The sequence below is a fragment of the Pseudoalteromonas sp. JSTW genome, from assembly GCF_013423925.1.
Lineage (GTDB): Bacteria > Pseudomonadota > Gammaproteobacteria > Enterobacterales > Alteromonadaceae > Pseudoalteromonas > Pseudoalteromonas lipolytica.
Genome location: NZ_CP058972.1, coordinates 1,711,558 through 1,729,795 on the forward strand (window position 1 = coordinate 1,711,558; position 18,238 = coordinate 1,729,795).

At 41.3% G+C, this 18,238-nt stretch carries 13 protein-coding genes; 4 read left to right on the plus strand and 9 right to left on the minus strand.

Translation table 11 applies throughout. The annotated features are described in order from the left end of the window. Positions 1-2: 2 nt before the first annotated feature. The 3 genes from GZH31_RS07830 to GZH31_RS07840 are packed head-to-tail and all read left to right on the plus strand — an operon-like array spanning position 3 to position 7,041. A complete protein-coding gene (locus GZH31_RS07830; RefSeq protein ID WP_180311547.1) occupies positions 3-1,271 on the plus strand; it encodes a PotD/PotF family extracellular solute-binding protein in 1,269 nt (422 codons plus the stop codon). A 9-nt stretch (positions 1,272-1,280) separates the two neighbouring features. Continuing rightward, positions 1,281-3,563 (plus strand): ATP-binding protein, encoded by a 2,283-nt coding sequence (locus GZH31_RS07835; RefSeq protein WP_180311548.1) that lies wholly within the window; start codon positions 1,281-1,283, stop codon positions 3,561-3,563. Between the two features lie 10 nt (positions 3,564-3,573). Continuing rightward, positions 3,574-7,041: an ATP-binding protein gene (locus GZH31_RS07840; RefSeq protein ID WP_180311549.1), complete on the plus strand. Its 3,468-nt coding sequence runs from the start codon at positions 3,574-3,576 to the stop codon at positions 7,039-7,041. A gap of 64 nt (positions 7,042-7,105) precedes the next feature. Here the strand turns inward: GZH31_RS07840 and GZH31_RS07845 are convergent, their stop codons facing one another. The 9 genes from GZH31_RS07845 to GZH31_RS07885 form a co-directional block, all read right to left on the minus strand. Further along, entirely contained in the window at positions 7,106-7,984 is an 879-nt protein-coding gene (locus tag GZH31_RS07845; protein ID WP_036968484.1) for a LysR family transcriptional regulator, read from the minus strand. Positions 7,985-8,372: 388 nt separating this feature from the next. After that, positions 8,373-9,029: a 3-oxoacid CoA-transferase subunit B gene (locus tag GZH31_RS07850; protein WP_065979908.1), complete on the minus strand. Its 657-nt coding sequence runs from the start codon at positions 9,027-9,029 to the stop codon at positions 8,373-8,375. A gap of 11 nt (positions 9,030-9,040) precedes the next feature. Continuing rightward, positions 9,041-9,739 (minus strand): CoA transferase subunit A, encoded by a 699-nt coding sequence (locus tag GZH31_RS07855; RefSeq protein ID WP_036968475.1) that lies wholly within the window; start codon positions 9,737-9,739, stop codon positions 9,041-9,043. Positions 9,740-9,750: 11 nt separating this feature from the next. Beyond that, the gene (locus tag GZH31_RS07860; protein WP_036968472.1) at positions 9,751-10,656 is read right to left on the minus strand and encodes a hydroxymethylglutaryl-CoA lyase; all 906 of its coding nucleotides are present in this window, start codon (positions 10,654-10,656) and stop codon (positions 9,751-9,753) included. Continuing rightward, positions 10,653-12,620 carry an acetyl/propionyl/methylcrotonyl-CoA carboxylase subunit alpha gene (locus tag GZH31_RS07865; protein ID WP_180311550.1) on the minus strand — a complete coding sequence of 656 codons (1,968 nt, stop codon included), beginning with the start codon at positions 12,618-12,620 and terminating at the stop codon, positions 10,653-10,655. Before GZH31_RS07865 ends, GZH31_RS07860 begins: the two co-directional genes overlap by 4 nt. An 8-nt stretch (positions 12,621-12,628) precedes the next feature. Beyond that, on the minus strand, positions 12,629-13,399 hold the full coding sequence (locus GZH31_RS07870) for an enoyl-CoA hydratase/isomerase family protein (RefSeq protein WP_036968466.1): 771 nt from the start codon (positions 13,397-13,399) through the stop codon (positions 12,629-12,631). 10 nt (positions 13,400-13,409) lie between these two features. Continuing rightward, positions 13,410-15,017 carry a carboxyl transferase domain-containing protein gene (locus GZH31_RS07875; protein ID WP_036968463.1) on the minus strand — a complete coding sequence of 536 codons (1,608 nt, stop codon included), beginning with the start codon at positions 15,015-15,017 and terminating at the stop codon, positions 13,410-13,412. Positions 15,018-15,028: 11 nt separating this feature from the next. Then, on the minus strand, positions 15,029-16,204 hold the full coding sequence (locus GZH31_RS07880) for an isovaleryl-CoA dehydrogenase (protein WP_036968459.1): 1,176 nt from the start codon (positions 16,202-16,204) through the stop codon (positions 15,029-15,031). 50 nt (positions 16,205-16,254) lie between these two features. Beyond that, positions 16,255-16,689, minus strand: coding sequence for a MerR family DNA-binding transcriptional regulator (locus tag GZH31_RS07885; protein WP_036968456.1), 435 nt, complete (start codon positions 16,687-16,689; stop codon positions 16,255-16,257). 341 nt (positions 16,690-17,030) lie between these two features. On the opposite strand from GZH31_RS07885, the gene GZH31_RS07890 reads away from it, so the two are divergent. After that, positions 17,031-18,212, plus strand: a complete 1,182-nt coding sequence (locus tag GZH31_RS07890; protein WP_036968453.1) for an acetyl-CoA C-acyltransferase — start codon at positions 17,031-17,033, stop codon at positions 18,210-18,212. Positions 18,213-18,238: the final 26 nt, after the last annotated feature.

Here is an 18,238-nt window from a genome sequence, read left to right on the forward strand (position 1 = left end):
GTATGGCTAACTTAAAAGACCGTCGATGTTTTCTAAAAAAAATGGGTGTGGGAGTCGCTGCTTCAACACTGGCATTTAAAGCACCGTATGTTTTTGCAAAAAACACTGTCACTTTGAGAGTGATGGGCACACATGTCACCTTGCAAGAAGAGTTACGTCAACGAGCAATGCGTGAGCTTGGCATTAATATCGAATTTACTCCAATGGGCAGTGCTGCTGTTTTACAAAAGGCGGCAGCGGATCCAAGTTCTTTTGATTTGTTCGAACAGTGGTCTGATTCAATTAATATTTTGTGGCAAGCTGGGGCTATCCAACCATTAGATATTGATAGGCTTATTTATTGGAACGAAATTAACCCACTAACTAAAACCGGGCGTGTAATACCTGAAGCAAAAATAGGGGCGGGGGATTCACCCAATAAGCTTTTGTATGTTCAGCCTGATGGTCGTCTCGGTACGACGCCTAGCAAAAAAATCAGTTATATGCCGTATGTTCACAATGTTGATTCCTTTGGCTATAACACGCAATTTATTGAGCAAGGTATTCCCTATGAAACCGAATCGTGGGCATGGTTGCTCGACGAGAAAAATAAAGGGAAAGTAGGCTTAGTTAATGCGCCCACCATAGGTATTTTTGACGCCGCACTTGCTGTTCAGGCCCAAGGGCTGATGAGTTTCAATGACTTAGGAAATATGAGTATTACAGAAATTGATCAGCTGTTTAAAATTTTGCTCGAGAAAAAAAGGCAGGGTCACTTCGCTGGATTTTGGACATCGGTTCCACAGTCGATTGATTTTATGAAAACTAACCGTGTGACTATTCAAAGTATGTTTTCACCGGGAGTAAGTGCATGCAGAGGACAAGGTATCCCTGTTGTGTATGCTTCACCCAAAGAAGGTTATCGTGCTTGGCATGGGGTTATGTGTTTATCGGCCAATACGCAAGGGCATGTAAAAGATGCAGCGTACGATTACATGAACTGGTGGTTGTCAGGCTATCCCGGTGCATTTATAGCGCGTCAGGGCTATTACATTTCTAACCCAGAACGAAGTCAGCCTCTTATGTCTATACCAGAGTGGAATTACTGGTATCAAGGTAAAGAAGCGGTGACAGACTTAACGGGCACTGATGGAAAAATCTCTGTTCAAGCTGGGCAAGTAAGGGATGGAGGCGGCTACATTAAGCGCTTTTCTAATATCGCGGTTTGGAATACCGTCATGCCAAATTATGATTACAGTTTAGATAAGTGGTTTGAACTGCTTAATTCTTAAGGAACTGCCTTGTCGAATATTTTCTCACGCTCTGTTGCTGCAAAAATGTTATTAGCGTTGATGCTAATTTTACTTGCTATGAGCGCCAGTTACTACGTTATGAATAAACGCCTAAATACAATAGAGGTTGCTTTTAACGATATAAGCCGAATCAGTAATTACGCTGTAAGTATTCTTAGGATCAATAAAGACATAGTCGAAATGCAACGCGATATCTCTGTGTATGGCGGGAGTGGAAGCAGTGCTGTGTTTGAAAAAATCGTCGAAAATTTTCAAAGTATCAAAACACGTCTAAGCGATGTTGAGCTTAAAAATGAAGAGAATGAGAGTCAAATTTACCTCAACGCCATGTCTGAACTAGTAAAGAGGTACGGCGAGAATTTACAGGTCTTGACCAAGCGCTACGAAATAAGAGCAACATTGACAGAAAAAGAATTACCCCGAATTTACGCTGATGCAACGACACACCTTGATAACTTAATGCGAAAAGTAACCACTGTTGAAGAAAAGTTATTTATTTCTGAGTATCTCAATCTGTGGCATTCGTTGCATCGAGATGCGTATTTGTTTTTAACCAAAAAAGATTATGCAAAAAGAGCGTCAGTTAACGATGCTTTACGAATGATTTCGACGAAATTAAATGCCTCTGTGCATATTCAAAAAAGTGAATACCGCTCTGAAATTAACCAACTTTCAAAAATGGCAGATACTTATAGTCAGGCATTTGCGAGGAGTATTCAAGCAAATCGCAATTATTTAAGTTTAGTCAATGTTGTAATGGCCGGTGACGCAATTGAATTTAGTACTTTAGCAAATGAACTAAGAGAGCAATCATTAACAAGGTTAAGCCGTATCAAGGAAGAAGCAGAAAAAACAGTTTCTAAAACAGAACGTATTTTAAAGCTACTCGCGTGGGGAGTGTTAATTTACATTATTGCCTTGTCTGCTTTTTTCCATTTGCAGATCTCTAAGTCTATTAAACGCCTTACGGTGAGCTTTAAACACTTTCTTAATGGCGATTTATCAGCACCAATTTATGACTTACATAGAAAAGATGAAATAGGTGTACTTGCAAAAGCGGCAGATAGCTTCAGAATTTTAAGTAAAGATTTATCAGATGCCAAACAAACCGCCGAACATACCACTAAAGTTAAGTCAGAATTTTTGGCGAATATGAGCCACGAAATACGAACGCCTATGAACGGTATTTTGGGTATGGCACGTCAATTGAGTCGTACACCATTAAATGCAGAACAAGAAAAAATGTTGGCCATCATACACTCTTCAGGTGCGAGCTTATTAGTAATTATCAATGATATTTTAGATTTAAGTAAAATCGAAGCCTCAAAAATTGAACTGGAAGAACAGCCAATAGCATTAAACTTATTACTCGATGAGCTAACACATTTATTTAAAGCGCAAGCTAATAATAAACAAGTCGAACTGTTTATTTCAGTGTTGCCTGAGGACCCCAATTTTATATTTTTGGGAGATGAAACACGCCTTAAACAAGTGCTTATTAATTTAATTGGCAATGCAATTAAATTTACAGAAAGAGGCAGTGTATCGTTAAATGTGAGTATTCATCAGCTATCGAATGATGAATTTAGCATTACATTCCACGTTTCAGATACCGGAATTGGCATAGCGAAGGAACAGCTTAATAGCTTGTTTGAGGCCTTTTCACAAGCAGATGCCTCAATTACACGACGGTTTGGTGGTACAGGACTCGGTTTAGTCATTTCTAGTAAGCTATTAAAATTAATGGGGACTTCATTGCACGTTGAAAGTGAGTATGGTGTTGGCTCAGACTTTCATTTTGATCTCAATGTTATCCGAACGAATGAGTCTGTTTATAGTGAACAACAGCGCATGCAAGAACCCCATGAGCAAGCAATTGATTTCTCTTGGCTGAATGTGCTGATTGTCGAAGATAACGAAATCAATCAAATCGTTATTGAAGCGATGTTGAGTGAGTTTAATATCAGCTCTATCAATATTGCCGATAATGGCGAGCAAGCTATTCTTCAGTGTGAAACACGGGCGTTTGATCTCATTCTTATGGATATGCAAATGCCTGTCTTAGATGGGCCGCAAGCGACATTAAGGATCAGAGAGATGCCTTCCTATAAAAACACTCCCATCATTGCTTTAACTGCCAATGTATTAAGTGCCGACAAACAACGCTGTATTGATGCCGGGATGAATGACTTTATTGCAAAACCAATTAATTATGAGTGCGTTAAAGCTATTTTGTTGAAATGGTGCACAAAAGCAGCTGATGAACGGTAAGGGGAGCTGAGTGAATATTTTACTAAAAGAAAATAAAAAAGCAGCCTCATTGAACCCATACTTTGCTTTAGTGTCGATAGTATTTGTTGTTTTTATAGCAATCGCCGTTAGCTTTTTTGAAGGGCAAGTAAAAGAAGATGTTTTAGACTCGATAGACCAAGAGTTCGTCGAGACGAATCAAAGGCTAAAAGAAATTGTAACAACGACACTGTCAGAATATAAATCAGATTTACGGTTTTTGTATTCAACCCCGCCAATTTCAGGCTTACCAAGAGCCCATTTTAACAATGGAATAGACCCATACGATGGCACTAGTTATCAGCAATGGAAAGAGCGATTAGAAACTATTTTTATTGGTTATATGGAAAATAACCTCGCCGTTGAACAGGTGCGTGTTATTGCAGTGACTGCTGAAGGTAACGAACTTATTCGTGTTCAGCGTGTTGGCGCATCTGTAGAAGCCTCTGCGGATTATTCATTACAATCTAAAAGTGGCGAGCCTTATTTCTTGCCTAGTACGTTGCTTGAACCAAAGCAAGTGTATATGTCACCACTGTCTTTAAATCGTGAGTTTGGTGAAATTGAATTTCCTTTTAAACCGATGATTCGGTTTTCGATACCAATATACAGTGAGAACGGTAAGCGTTTTGCTTTTTTAATTATGAATGTTAATGCCAGTACATTACTTAATAACCTTAAAGAAACAGTGTTTGATACCTCACAACTTATTATTAGTGGCTCTGATGGAGATTTTATTATTCATCCACTTGAAAGCTATCAATTTTCTAGAGATTTAAATCCCAGTGTAAATTGGCAGGCTGTTTACACAGAAAACATAAAGTACAACGGTATCTATTTAATAAAGTCAAAAGCGAATACAGAAGAACAGTTCTATGTACGTTCAGAAAAGTTGTATACCAGATCAAGTAATAAATATGGTTTTGTTAATTTTAACCTACTTGCACCTAAAGAATATGTGGATAATTTGATCAATGAAAAACGCTTGATCACCTACAGTCTGTTATTTGCAGTGATTGTTTTCACATCAATTCTTTTAATTACATTTTATCGTAATGCGATTAGAAGCCAATTACTCGCAGAAACCAGACAAGAAGCATCAGCAATTGTCGATGGTTCTATCGATGCAATTATTGCCCTTAACTTAAAAGGGTATCTGACCAGTTTAAACCATACTGCAGAGCGATTATTGCTCATTTCAAGTAAAGCGGCAGTAGGGAAATCGAGTAAGGAAATTGAATTTCTATCTAATTTACCAATCGATGAATATGTAAAAAAAATACAGAGTTCTAGAGCTCAAATAAAGGACGAGTGTTCATTCGTGCAAGGTGAATATATCGCGCATTACGCTATTTCAGTGAGTCCTGTTTTTTCTGAGCACAGTAACCTAAGTGGTTTGGCTTTAATAATTAGAGACATTAGTAAAGAAAAACAGGCTGAAATTAAAGTTAAACGTCTTAACTCTGAGCTTGAAGCCAAAGTGCGTAAACGTACACACGCACTTGCAGAAGCAAAAGACGAAGCAATTAAACACAGCGAGGTTAAAAGTGCATTTATATCGAATGTGAGCCATGAACTGCGAACATCATTAAATGGTGTCATTGGCACGCTAAATATTTTGAAACGAGAAGCGCTAACAGATAAGTCACGCAAGCTTGTTGATATGATGGAGTTGAGCGCATCAAGCTTAAACTTATTAATTAACGATATTCTTGATTTGTCGAAAATAGAGGCAGGAAAACTCGACTTAAATATTCAGTTGATAAACCCGCTGCTACTGATTGAAAGTTTGGTGAGCTCGTGTGTTGTCAGAGCCTTCGATAAAGGGGTTGATGTGTACTTAGACACCACAGAACTTTCATGCGATAAGCTAGAAGTAGACCCCCTTAGACTAACTCAAATTATTAATAACCTGATTAGTAATGCCATTAAGTTTACTGAAAAAGGGTTTATTAAAATTAAAGTGAGTTCGGAGCATGTTGCTAATAATGAATATAAATTAAGGGTTAGTGTACAAGATACAGGAATTGGCATTGATCCTCTTTCGCAAAAACGACTGTTTGGTGCATTCCAACAAGCGAGTAGTGCAATTACCGAGAAATTTGGAGGGACGGGATTAGGAATATCGATCTGTAAGCAGTTATGTCATGCAATGGGTGGAGAAATTTACTTAGATTCAACTTTAAATCAAGGCAGTACATTTAGCTTTTATATTAAGGCACGCGCAAGTGAAAGAAACTTAAAGCAAGAACAGAGATGTTTTTCCTCTAAACATGTTTTAGTGTGTAGTCAAAATGCACATATTATAGAAATAATTGAAAAATTGGTTGTTTTATATGGCGGGCACGTAAGCGTTTCATCGCTTAGTGAATTAGACCTACACGATGATGAGAACATTGATTTTGCCATCATAGACGACGAAGAAATCAATAATAATACGAGCTTAGATCACCTGCATGAAACACATAGCAGCACTCACGTTGTCTTATTGCATCAGTCTGATACTTCAATACCAAAAAGCAAAGCGGGCAAAGTGAGTAAAATAAGTAAACCCCTTACACAAACAGCCCTATTACGCGTTGCAGGGGTTGAGCTGCGTGATAACGAAACACACACGTTATTACATGACAACAGTGATGGTGAGTTCGCAATTTCAAATGAACGTTTATCACAAATTAAAGGCAGTAAGGTACTTATTGTCGATGACAATAAAATTAACTTAGAAGTAGCGAAAGGGGCACTTGACGAGCTACCCATTGAAATACTCACGGCCAACAATGGCCAAGAAGCCATTGAACATTTATTGCAGAGCGAAGCAAGCGGAGCGCCTGTAAACTGTATACTACTCGATTGTCAGATGCCAACTTTAAATGGCTATCAAGTGTCTGAAAAAATACGTTCAGGTGAGGCTGGTGGCGCTTTTATTAATGTGCCTGTGATTGCCATGACTGCGAGTGCGATGATGGGCGAAAAAGAAAAATGTTTATCAGTCGGTATGAATGATTATCTTAGCAAACCAATTAAAGCCGATGATGTGCTATCAAAAGTTGTGAAATGGATTTTATCTGATCATGAACAGCAAACAGAAGAACACGTTAGCACAGTAGATGAAGCGCAGTCATTATGGAATCGTCAAGAAGCGCTTGTACGGTTACTTAATAAAGAGGCTTTACTAAAAAGAATATGCCAAATATTTATGATCAACGCGCCGAAAAAACTCACTGATTTAAAAGATCAGTTTGCAGTGCAAAATCATGCAGAAGTACATCAAACTGCGCATGCTTTAAAAGGGATGTGTGGTGAGGTGAGTGCCGATAAGCTCAGAAAATTATGTGAAGAAATTGAGTTAAAAGCACGCGAGCAAAACCTCGAAATCAAAGACACACTTCAAAAACTAGAGCGCCTGTTGCCACAATTAATGGCTGAGATAAAAGGGTGGTTAGAATCGCTAGAAAGATGAAATTACTCACGACAGAGCCCGTGTGAATGATGCCTGTGTTATACACAGGCATCCAGATAAGTGATTATTTTAAATGCTTAAACGTATCAATCATCCACTTTATAAATAACTCTAGCTGTGCGTTAGTTTCACTCGGTTCGTGCTGGACTAAATAGTATTTATCTTTGGTTTTTAATGGCATATCAGTAAAATTAAATAGCCATTGCTCTTCAAACCAGGTTTGACTAATAGGCAAAGGAATAAGTGCAATTCCCATCCCTTGCTGTGCAGCACGCGCAACCCCGAACATACTATCAACCTGAATAATTTGTTTTGGTGCGAAGTCTTCAATACCTGCATGTTCAGCCCATTGGTGCCATGCCCAAGGACGTGCTTTATGCAGTATTAGGGGCACTTCATTAAGGGCTTGAAAAGGGTTTTCGTGCCATGCTTGCCAGTTTTCTTTATTACATGCCGGTGTATACGACAACGAAAATAATTCGTGTACAACCCCTTCGTGTGGCTTAGATGACGATAATACAATTGATAAGTCACTTTGCTTGGTCAGTTCTTTGCGCGTTTTTAAGGTGTTTAGCTGTAAGTTAGTGTTTGGATGATCGGCGGTCCACTCACTCAACTTTGGCATTAATAATTCACTGGCAAAAAACTCAGGCAGAGTAATGCTTATAGTGATATTTTCTTGTAACTGACTAAATTCATTAATGGTTTTTTCGAGAGCTTTAATCAGAGGTGACACTGAATCATAAAAGTTCTTACCCGCAGCGGTTAAACGAATAGAGCGAGTTTGACGTTCGAATAGCTCAATCCCCAATTGCTCTTCTAATTGCTTGATCTGATGGCTTACGGCTGATGGCGTAAGATAAAGTTGGTTTGCTGCATCTTTAAAGCTCAGTGTGCGAGCAGCGAAACAAAATGAGCGTAGGCCACGAATAGGTGTTTGCATAGTTAATTTCAGTAATTCTCAATAGCGCGTTTTATGAAGTTAAGAGCTAAGCAATTATTATCCCAATATTTAAAAACTAACAGACTAAAGGGTGAATATAGCTAACTTTTGCGATAACGCCTAAAAATTAAGCGTTAATTGCTTGTTTAATCTAGTTTTTCGCCTCAAAAAGCAAAAAAGGCGAGTGTAGCAGTTTTTATTTATTGGTAACAAGTAAAGTGCTCCTTACGTGTTACTCACAAGTTTAGGGCATTTTATACTAATTGTGTGACAAATTGGTGCAGTGAGGGGGATATAAAAGATAAAAAAAATCCCTCTTGCGAGGGATTTTGGGTAACTCAGCGCCATTGGCACTGGGAATGAGGTCGGTACATTGGGATGTCAGTGGTTAGAAAACCATTTCAGGGACATCACCTTCAATAAGCAATTTTCCTGCCGTTTTGCTTATGATTTCATCTACTGACACGCCTGGTGCGCGCTCTAGTAGATGAAAAGCGCCGTCTTTGACTTCGAGTACGGCTAAATCAGTTACGATTTTCTTTACACAGTTAACCCCAGTTAACGGTAAAGTGCAACTTTCTAATAACTTAGAGTCGCCATGCTTACTTGCATGCGTCATCGTAACAATAATATTCTTCGCGCCAGCAACAAGGTCCATCGCGCCACCCATGCCTTTAATCAGCTTTTTTGGGATCATCCACGATGCGATGTTTCCGTTCTGGTCAACTTCAAATGCACCTAATACTGTTAAGTCTACATGACCACCCCGTATCATGGCAAAACTATCTGCACTATTAAATATTGCTGCACCTGTTGCTGCTGTCACGGTTTCTTTACCCGCGTTGATCATATCTGCATCAACTTGGTCTTTAGATGGGTACGCACCCATTCCTAACAGACCATTTTCAGATTGCAGCATGACTTCTATGCCATCGGGTACATAGTTAGCGACAAGGGTAGGGATACCAATCCCTAAATTAACGTAATAACCGTCTTGTAGCTCTTGTGCAACGCGCATAGCTACTTGTTCACGTGATAATGCCATTTTAATGCTCCTTAATCGCGAGTCGTTACACGTTCGATGCGTTTTTCAAAGTTACCCTTGATCACACGATTAACATAAATGCCTGGGGTGTGAATTTGGCTCGGCTCCAGTTCACCCGGCTCTACGATTTCTTCAACCTCAGCAACGGTAATCTTACCTGCGGTTGCAGCCATTGGATTAAAGTTCATGGCTGTGTGACGAAACACGAGGTTGCCATAGCGATCGGCTTTCCATGCTTTAACAATCGCAAACTCACCTGTAATTGATTCTTCTAGAATGTATGGGCGGCCATCAAATTCTTTAACTTCTTTGCCTTGTGCAACAGGGGTGCCGTAACCAGTTGCAGTGTAAAATGCAGGAATACCCGCACCACCAGCACGCATTTTCTCAGCAAGTGTACCTTGTGGCGTAAGTACTACGTCAATTTCGCCATTAAGTAACTGTTGTTCAAATAAGGCATTTTCACCAACATAAGAGGCAATGATTTTTTTAATTTGCTTGTCGTGTAGCAAAATACCTAAACCAAAGTCGTCAACGCCACAGTTGTTAGACACAACCGTTAAGTTTTTTGTTTGTTTACGCTTTATTTCGCCGATAAGTCCTTCAGGAATACCACACAAGCCAAAGCCACCAGCGATAATGGTATCGCCATCTTTTAAACCTTCCATCGCAGCTTCGTAACTCGAAACCACTTTATCAAAACCGGCCATGAGCCTACTCCTTAATTATTCTGCGTGTTCTTTAGAGCAAGTGAAACCTTGCTGACAGGTTGTTTATTTAATGCGCTACAAATAGCCCAACCAGCTTTCGCCAGTCTTTCTAAATCAATTCCATGCTCTATGCCAAGCCCTTGCAGTAAGTAAACTACATCTTCAGTGGCAACATTTCCTGACGCTCCTTTGGCATAAGGGCAGCCACCAAGGCCTGCAACGGCACTGTCAACGGTTGAAATACCTCGCATTAGCGCGGTGTAAATATTTGTAAGCGCTTGACCGTAGGTGTCGTGAAAATGTACAGCGAGTTTTGACTTATCAATATGTTGCAGTAATAAATCTAATAACTCGTCCACTTTTTTTGCTGTTCCTACACCAATTGTGTCACCAAGGCTAATCTCGTAACAACCTAAGTCTAATAAACGCTGCGACACCTTTAATACATCAGCGTAGTCAACGTCACCTTGGTAAGGGCAACCCATTACACAACTTACATAGCCACGAACACGAATATTATTTTCTTTCGCAAAGTCCATGACCTCTTTAAAGCGGTCAATACTTTCATCAATCGAGCAGTTAATGTTCTTTTGACAAAATGCTTCGCTGGCTGCGGTAAATATAGCAAACTCTTTAATGCCCACTTGATGAGCGGCTTCTGCACCACGTAAGTTAGGGGTTAGCGCACTTAAATTAACATTAGGTAAGTTTAATGCGTTGATCACATCACGTGAGTCAGCCATTTGCGGCACCCATTTAGGTGATACAAATGCACCCGCTTCAATATCGTTAAGACCCGCGTTGGCTAGGGCGTTAATTAGTTCGATTTTATCTTGGCTGGTGACGGCTGCTTCATTTTGCAGTCCATCACGGGCACCCACTTCAACAATACGTACACACGCAGGGAACTGTGTCATACCGCCTCCTGTTCCTCGACTATGGCGAGCATATCGCCATGGCTCACTAATTCACCTTCACCAAAACAGTAGCTGGTTAATACACCATCATGTGGAGCATTAAGCGTGTATTCCATTTTCATTGCTTCGATAATTACAACCGCATCGCCTTTAACAACTTCGCTACCCACAGCAACAAGGTGTTTAACGACTGTGCCGTTTAATGGGGCCGCAAGAGGAAGTGCATCACTTTCATGTTCACTAATGTAGTGTTTATCGATGAGTTCAATCACTGTTTGCTGAGCGTTATACATTACAGTGATATGCGTGTCTGTTTGGATAACATGCGCGACAACTTTTTCACCATTAATGACTAAGCGAGCAAGGCCATTTTCAACAGTGCCTGAACTTGTATAGTCAACTGAGTTGAGGTTGATTTTAAAACCATCGGCACACTTTTCAGCTTGCACCGCAACATCAGTAAATGGGATTTTTGTTAGCGCAGCGCTGTTTAGCATAAAGCCAGTTAATTGCTGCCATGGACTCGCACTATTGCCTTTTAGTGTACTCATGTAAGCAAATGCAGCGATTACTGTCGCGAGTGTATGTTGTTGCTCGTCTTTAGCGACTAATTGCGCACCTTGGTCTTCAATAAAGTGCGTATCAGGCGCACCAGCTTGAAACGTTGGGTGGTTAGCAAGGTTGTGCAAAAAGTTAACGTTACAACTAAATCCAGCTAAATGAAATTGTTGCAGTGCTTTTGATAAACGACCAAGCGCAGCCTCACGGTTGTCATCGTGAACAATAAGCTTGGCAATCATTGGGTCGTAAAACGGGCTAATTTCATCGCCAGCGGCAATGCCTGTGTCTATGCGTACAAACTCTGATTCAGTCGGGGTGAATAGGGCATCAATACGGCCAGAACACGGGATAAAGTCATTGCTTGGGTCTTCTGCATAAATACGTGCTTCAAAGCTATGACCTTGCAGCTGAATATCCGCTTGTGACAGCGGCAGTTTTCCACCTGCAGCCACATTAATTTGCCAGCTTACTAAGTCAACGCCAGTGACCATTTCGGTTACCGGGTGCTCTACTTGTAAACGAGTGTTCATTTCCATGAAGAAGAACTCATCGCCACACAGTAAAAACTCAACAGTACCTGCACCACGATAGTTAATTGCTTGTGCACAGCGTACAGCGGCTTCACCCATTTCTTTTCGTAGCGAATCAGATAAACCCGGTGCCGGTGCTTCTTCAATTACTTTTTGATGGCGACGTTGTAAAGAACAGTCACGATCGCCTAAATAAACACAGTTGCCATGATTGTCTGCAAATACTTGTACTTCAACATGACGGGGTTTAGTAACGTAACGCTCTAGAAGCACTAAATCATTACCAAAGCCGGCTTTAGCTTCACGCTTTGCCCCTTCAAGCGCACTGATAAAATCTTTTGCATGCTCTACTACACGCATTCCTTTACCGCCACCGCCAAAGGCTGCTTTGATAAGGACAGGGTAGCCAATTTTTTCTGCTTCGGCTTTTAAAAACTCAGTGTCTTGGTTATCGCCATAATAGCCCGGCACTAAAGGGACATTGGCTTCGTGCATAATTTCTTTTGCACGCGTTTTGGAACCCATTGCTTCAATACTTGATGCTGGAGGACCAATAAATGCAATGTCGTTTTGCTCACAGGCTAGGGCAAATTCACTGTTTTCAGATAAAAAACCGTAGCCGGGGTGAATGCAATCAACGGAGGTTTGTTTTGCAACGTCGATAATTTTATCTGCGACTAGGTATGAGTCTTTGCTTGGTGCAGGACCAATGTGATAAGCCTCATCGGCCAGCTTTACATGTTGCGCGTGTTTATCTGCATCTGAATATACAGCAACCGTAGTTAGGCCCATTTGTTTTGCTGTGCGCATAACTCGGCAGGCAATTTCACCACGGTTTGCAACGAGAATTTTTTTCAACGTTTTTGTTGTCATAATGGATCCTATTTCTGCCAATTTGGGCTGCGTTTTTCAAAAAATGCGCTAAGACCTTCTTGTCCTTCGTCTGATACACGAATACGCGCAATACGCTCTGCTGTTAAATCGATTAGTGTTTCATCAATGGCTTTACCCGCAACATCATTGATTAGCTGTTTGGCTGCTTTCACTGCAATAGGCCCATTATTAACAAGGCTTTGCAAGTGCTTGTCTAATGCTGTTTGTAAGTCACCGGTCACTTGATGAATTAAACCTAATTGTTTCGCTGTGTGTGCATCAAAGATTTCTGCGGTTAAAAAGTAACGGCGTGCAGCACGCTCACCAATTGCTTTGATCACATACGGACTAATCACAGCTGGAATTAAACCTAACTTCACTTCGCTTAAACAAAATTGTGCATCGTCTTGGCAAATAGCAATATCACAACAGGCTATTAGGCCTAAAGCACCACCAAATGCAGCCCCTTGTACGGCACATAGCGTTGGATGAGGGCTTGTTGCAAGCACATGCATTAATTTGGCGAGTTGCTTTGAATCTGCGAAGTTTTCTGCAAAGTCATTGCCAGCCATCGATTTCATCCAATTTAAATCAGCGCCTGCAGAAAAATGCTTACCTTGTGTTTTTAATACCAAAGCACGTACATCACAGCTATTGGCGTGCTCAATGCACTGAATGAGTTCGCTAATCACGTCCTCATTAAATGCATTGTGTTTTTCTGGGCGGTTTAAAACGAGGACAGCCACATTTGATTTTGTTATTTGTAGTGTTACTGACATACGGCCTCCATTACATTCTAAATACGCCAAACTGAGAATCACGCTCTGGGGCGTTTTTAGCAGCACTTAAAGCAAGACCTAACACATTTCGTGTATCGGCAGGGTCGATAATGCCATCATCCCACAGTCGTGCACTGGCATAATAAGGATGACCTTGTTTTTCGTATTGCTCGATAATTGGCTTTTTAAATTCGCTAATTTGCGCATCAGTCATGCTTTCGCCTTTGCGTGCTAAACCGTCTTGCTTCACTTGAGCAAGTACGCCAGCTGCTTGCTCGCCACCCATAACCGAAATACGGGCATTAGGCCACATCCACATCATTGTTGGTTCAAACGCTCGGCCACACATACCGTAGTTACCCGCACCATAAGAGCCACCAATTAACACGGTGAATTTGGGTACATCAGCACACGATACCGCGGTAACCATTTTGGCACCGTGTTTTGCGATACCTTCTGCCTCGTACTTTTTACCCACCATAAAGCCGGTGATATTTTGTAAGAAGACTAAAGGGATATTTCGCTGCGCGCACAACTGAATAAAGTGCGCACCTTTTTGAGCTGATTCACTAAATAAAATGCCATTGTTAGCAACGATACCAACAGGGTGACCAAAAATTTTCGCAAAGCCCGTTACCAAGGTTTCACCAAAGTAGCGTTTAAACTCATCAAATGATGAGTCATCAACCACTCGTGCAATGACTTCACGTACATCAAATGGCTTTTTAAGATCAGTACCAACAATGCCGTAAATCTCATTAATGTCGTAACGTGGAGGTTTTACGTCTTCAAGTAATGGTGCAGTAGGGCGCTGATAATTAATGCGCTCAATACATTGACGTGCAATAGACAGTGCATGTGCATCGTTTTCAGCATAGTGATCGGCCACACCCGATGTTTTACAGTGCACATCGGCACCGCCTAGCTCTTCAGCGCTAACTTCTTCACCTGTTGCGGCTTTTACAAGCGGTGGACCCGCTAAGAAAATAGTGCCTTGTTCTTTTACGATAATGCTTTCATCTGCCATTGCAGGCACATACGCGCCGCCAGCAGTACATAAGCCCATTACCACCGCAATTTGCGGAATGCCTTTACCCGACATACGTGCTTGATTATAGAAAATGCGACCAAAATGCAGTTTATCTGGGAATACATCGTCTTGTTCCGGCAGGTTTGCACCGCCCGAATCAACTAAATAAATACACGGTAAATGGCAACGCTCTGCAATGTCTTGTGCGCGCAGATGCTTTTTCACTGTTAGTGGGAAATATGTCCCTCCTTTAACAGTGGCATCGTTGGCGATGATCATACATTCAACGCCTTTAACACGACCAATACCCGCAACAACGCCTGCACATGGAATCGCTTGCTCGTAAACACCAAACGCCGCAAATTGAGAAATCTCTAAGAACGGCGAACCTTCATCTAATAATGTTTCGATACGATCGCGTACAAATAACTTACCACGGCCAACATGGCGTTCGATTAAAGCAGGGCCACCGCCTAAGCGGATATCGGCCACTTTTTCACGTAAGTCGTTTACAAGGGCAGCCATGTTATCGTGATTTTGCAGAAATTGCGGATCGTGTGGATTAACACTCGATTTTAAAATCGTCATAACTTTAATCCTTATCGGCTTTCAGTGAATAATTCGCGACCAATCAGCATACGGCGGATTTCAGAAGTACCCGCACCAATTTCATAAAGTTTAGCGTCACGTAATAAACGGCCTGTCGCGTACTCGTTGATATAACCGTTACCGCCTAAGATCTGAATTGCATCTAATGCCATCTTAGTTGCTAGCTCTGCTGCATATAAAATGGCACCAGCCGCATCTTTACGTGTTGTTTCACCGCGATCGCATGCGCGAGCTACCGTGTAAACATATGAACGCGCTGCATTCATTTGCGTGTACATGTCGGCAATTTTGCCTTGAATTAATTGGAATTGACCAATTGGGCTATCGAACTGTTTACGTTCATGAATGTAGGGTACAACAATGTCCATACAGGCTTGCATGATACCAAGTGGACCCGCGGCTAATACAACACGCTCGTAATCAAGGCCACTCATTAAGACTTTTACGCCTTCGTTTAAGTTACCTAAAATGTTTTCTTCTGGTACTTCACAGTTTTCAAATACAAGTTCACAAGTATTCGAACCGCGCATACCCAGTTTGTCTAGTTTTTGTGCGGTAGAAAATCCTGGTGTGTTGCGCTCAACGATGAAAGCAGTGATCCCTTTAGGGCCTGCATTTAAATCGGTTTTGGCATAAATAACGAACGTATCAGCATCGGGACCATTGGTGATCCACATTTTGTTACCGTTAAGAACAAATACGTTGCCTTTTTTCTCGGCCTTTAATTTCATTGATACTACGTCAGAACCTGCATTGGGTTCACTCATAGCAAGCGCACCAATGTGTTCACCGCTGATAAGCTTTGGTAAGTATTTTTCTTTTTGCGCTTGTGTTCCATTACGGTTTATTTGGTTTACACATAAGTTTGAATGAGCACCATAACTTAGGCCAATTGACGCACTTGCACGGCTAATCTCTTCCATGGCAATAACATGTTCTAAATAGCCTAAACCCGCACCGCCAAATTCTTCAGCTACCGTCATTCCTAATAAACCCATTTCGCCAAGTTGTGGCCAAAGTTGATTTGGGAACGTGTTGTCTAAATCTGTTTGTTCAGCAAGAGGTGCAATCTCTTGGCTTGCGAAGCTATTAACGTGATCACGGATCATGTCTGCGGTTTCGCCAAGTCCGAAGTTCATTTCTTTATAAAGTGAAATAGTGCTCATAATATGTGTTCCTGTGAGAGTCTGTTGACGCGTATAAAAAGGGTGTCAGGTTATTCGTCTAGGTTATTGAGGGTTTCACGACAGCGACGTTCAGCGGTGACTAATTCCATAAGAACAACTTTAATGTCGTCCATTTGTTGGCTTAAATCCGCTTTCTTTTCTGCAATAAGGTCAAGCATAGTCACTAACTGTTTAGCGCTTGATTTATCTGCGTCGTAAAGTTCAAACAAACGGCCGGTTTCGGCAAGTGTAAAGCCTAAGCGTTTACCTCGTAGGATCAGTTTTAGCCTTACTTTGTCACGTTTCGAGTAAATACGGGTTTGACCGTTTCTCTCAGGTGAGATCAAGCCTTGGTCTTCATAGAAGCGAATAGAGCGCGTTGTAATATCAAATTCTTTTGCTAGTTCGCTGATACTAAACGTTTGCTCATTGCTGGCAGGCTCGACTGCTGCACTTTCAAAGTTTGTTTGATTGTCTTGTTTCATGATTTATTTACCTCATTCGAATAACACCAATATAAGTGAAGTTTACGTAAAGGTAAAGTGTCATTGTGAAGTTATACTTTAGACTTATAAGGTTAGCGCTCAAAATTTATTGCAGCGCCTTATTTATATGGCTTTGTGAGGAAATGTTTGATTTTTAATACAGCAAAATACAGATAAGTTTACAGTTTTACCGGCCGCAAAAAAGTTGATTTTAGATTTACGTTGGCGTAAACGTAAATATTATGTATGCTGAATTAAATCGAAATTAAACTATAACAAATTAACTGTTTGGTTACACATGATTTGAACACATGATGATAACCACTAACATGGAGCCAATTATGACTACTGAAGCCGTTGTTATTGTTGCCGCAAAACGCACACCTATGGGTGGGTTTATGGGCGCACTTAGTGGCGCACACGCAACTGATTTAGGGGCGACTGCCATTAAAAGCAGTTTAGAGCACGCGGGATTATCTGCGGATAAAATCGACGAAGTGATTATGGGCTGTGTATTACCGGCAGGTTTAGGTCAAGCACCAGCACGTCAAGCAATGTTAAAAGCGGGCCTAAATCAAGGCACCGGTGCAACGACGATCAATAAAGTATGTGGCTCAGGTTTAAAAGCGGCGATGTTCGCGCATGATCTAATTAAGTCTGGCTCTATTAATGTTGCTGTTGCTGGTGGTATGGAAAGCATGAGTAATGCGCCTTACATGCTACCTAATGCACGTGGTGGTATGCGTATGGGTCACGGTGAAGTGAAAGACCACATGATGTGTGATGGCCTCGAAGATGCCTATGACAACAAAGCAATGGGCTGTTTCGCACAAGACACCGCTGATCAATACTCAATTGGCCGTGAACAAATGGATAACTTTGCATTAAGCTCGTTAACCAAAGCCAATGCCGCCATTGAATCAGGTGCGTTTGAGAGCGAAGTTGCTGCACACACTATTTCAACACGTAAAGGCGATGTAACGGTTTCTATTGATGAGCAACCAGGTAATGCTCGCCCAGATAAGATCCCAGGCTTACGTCCTGCATTCAAAAAAGATGGCACTATTACGGCGGCTAACTCGTCGTCAATTTCTGATGGTGCTGCTGCTCTTGTATTAATGCGTGAGTCTGACGCACACGCACAAGGTTTAACACCGCTTTGTCGCATTGTTGCTCACAGCACACATTCACAAGCCCCTAGCGAGTTTACATTAGCACCTGTTGGTGCAATGAAGTCTTTACTAGATAAAGCAGGTTGGTCTGTAGAAGATGTTGACCTTTGGGAAATCAATGAAGCATTTGCCATGGTAACTATGCTTGCAATCAACGAGCTTAAACTCGACGAAAGCAAAGTGAATGTTAACGGCGGTGCATGTGCATTGGGTCACCCAATTGGTGCCAGCGGCGCACGTATTTTAGTCACCCTAATTCATGCATTAAAGAATCGTGGTCTTAGCAAAGGCGTTGCCTCACTGTGTATTGGTGGTGGTGAAGCGGTTGCGATGGCTGTCGAAGCTATTTAAGCATTTTTTAGTCTCTCACAGCCGCA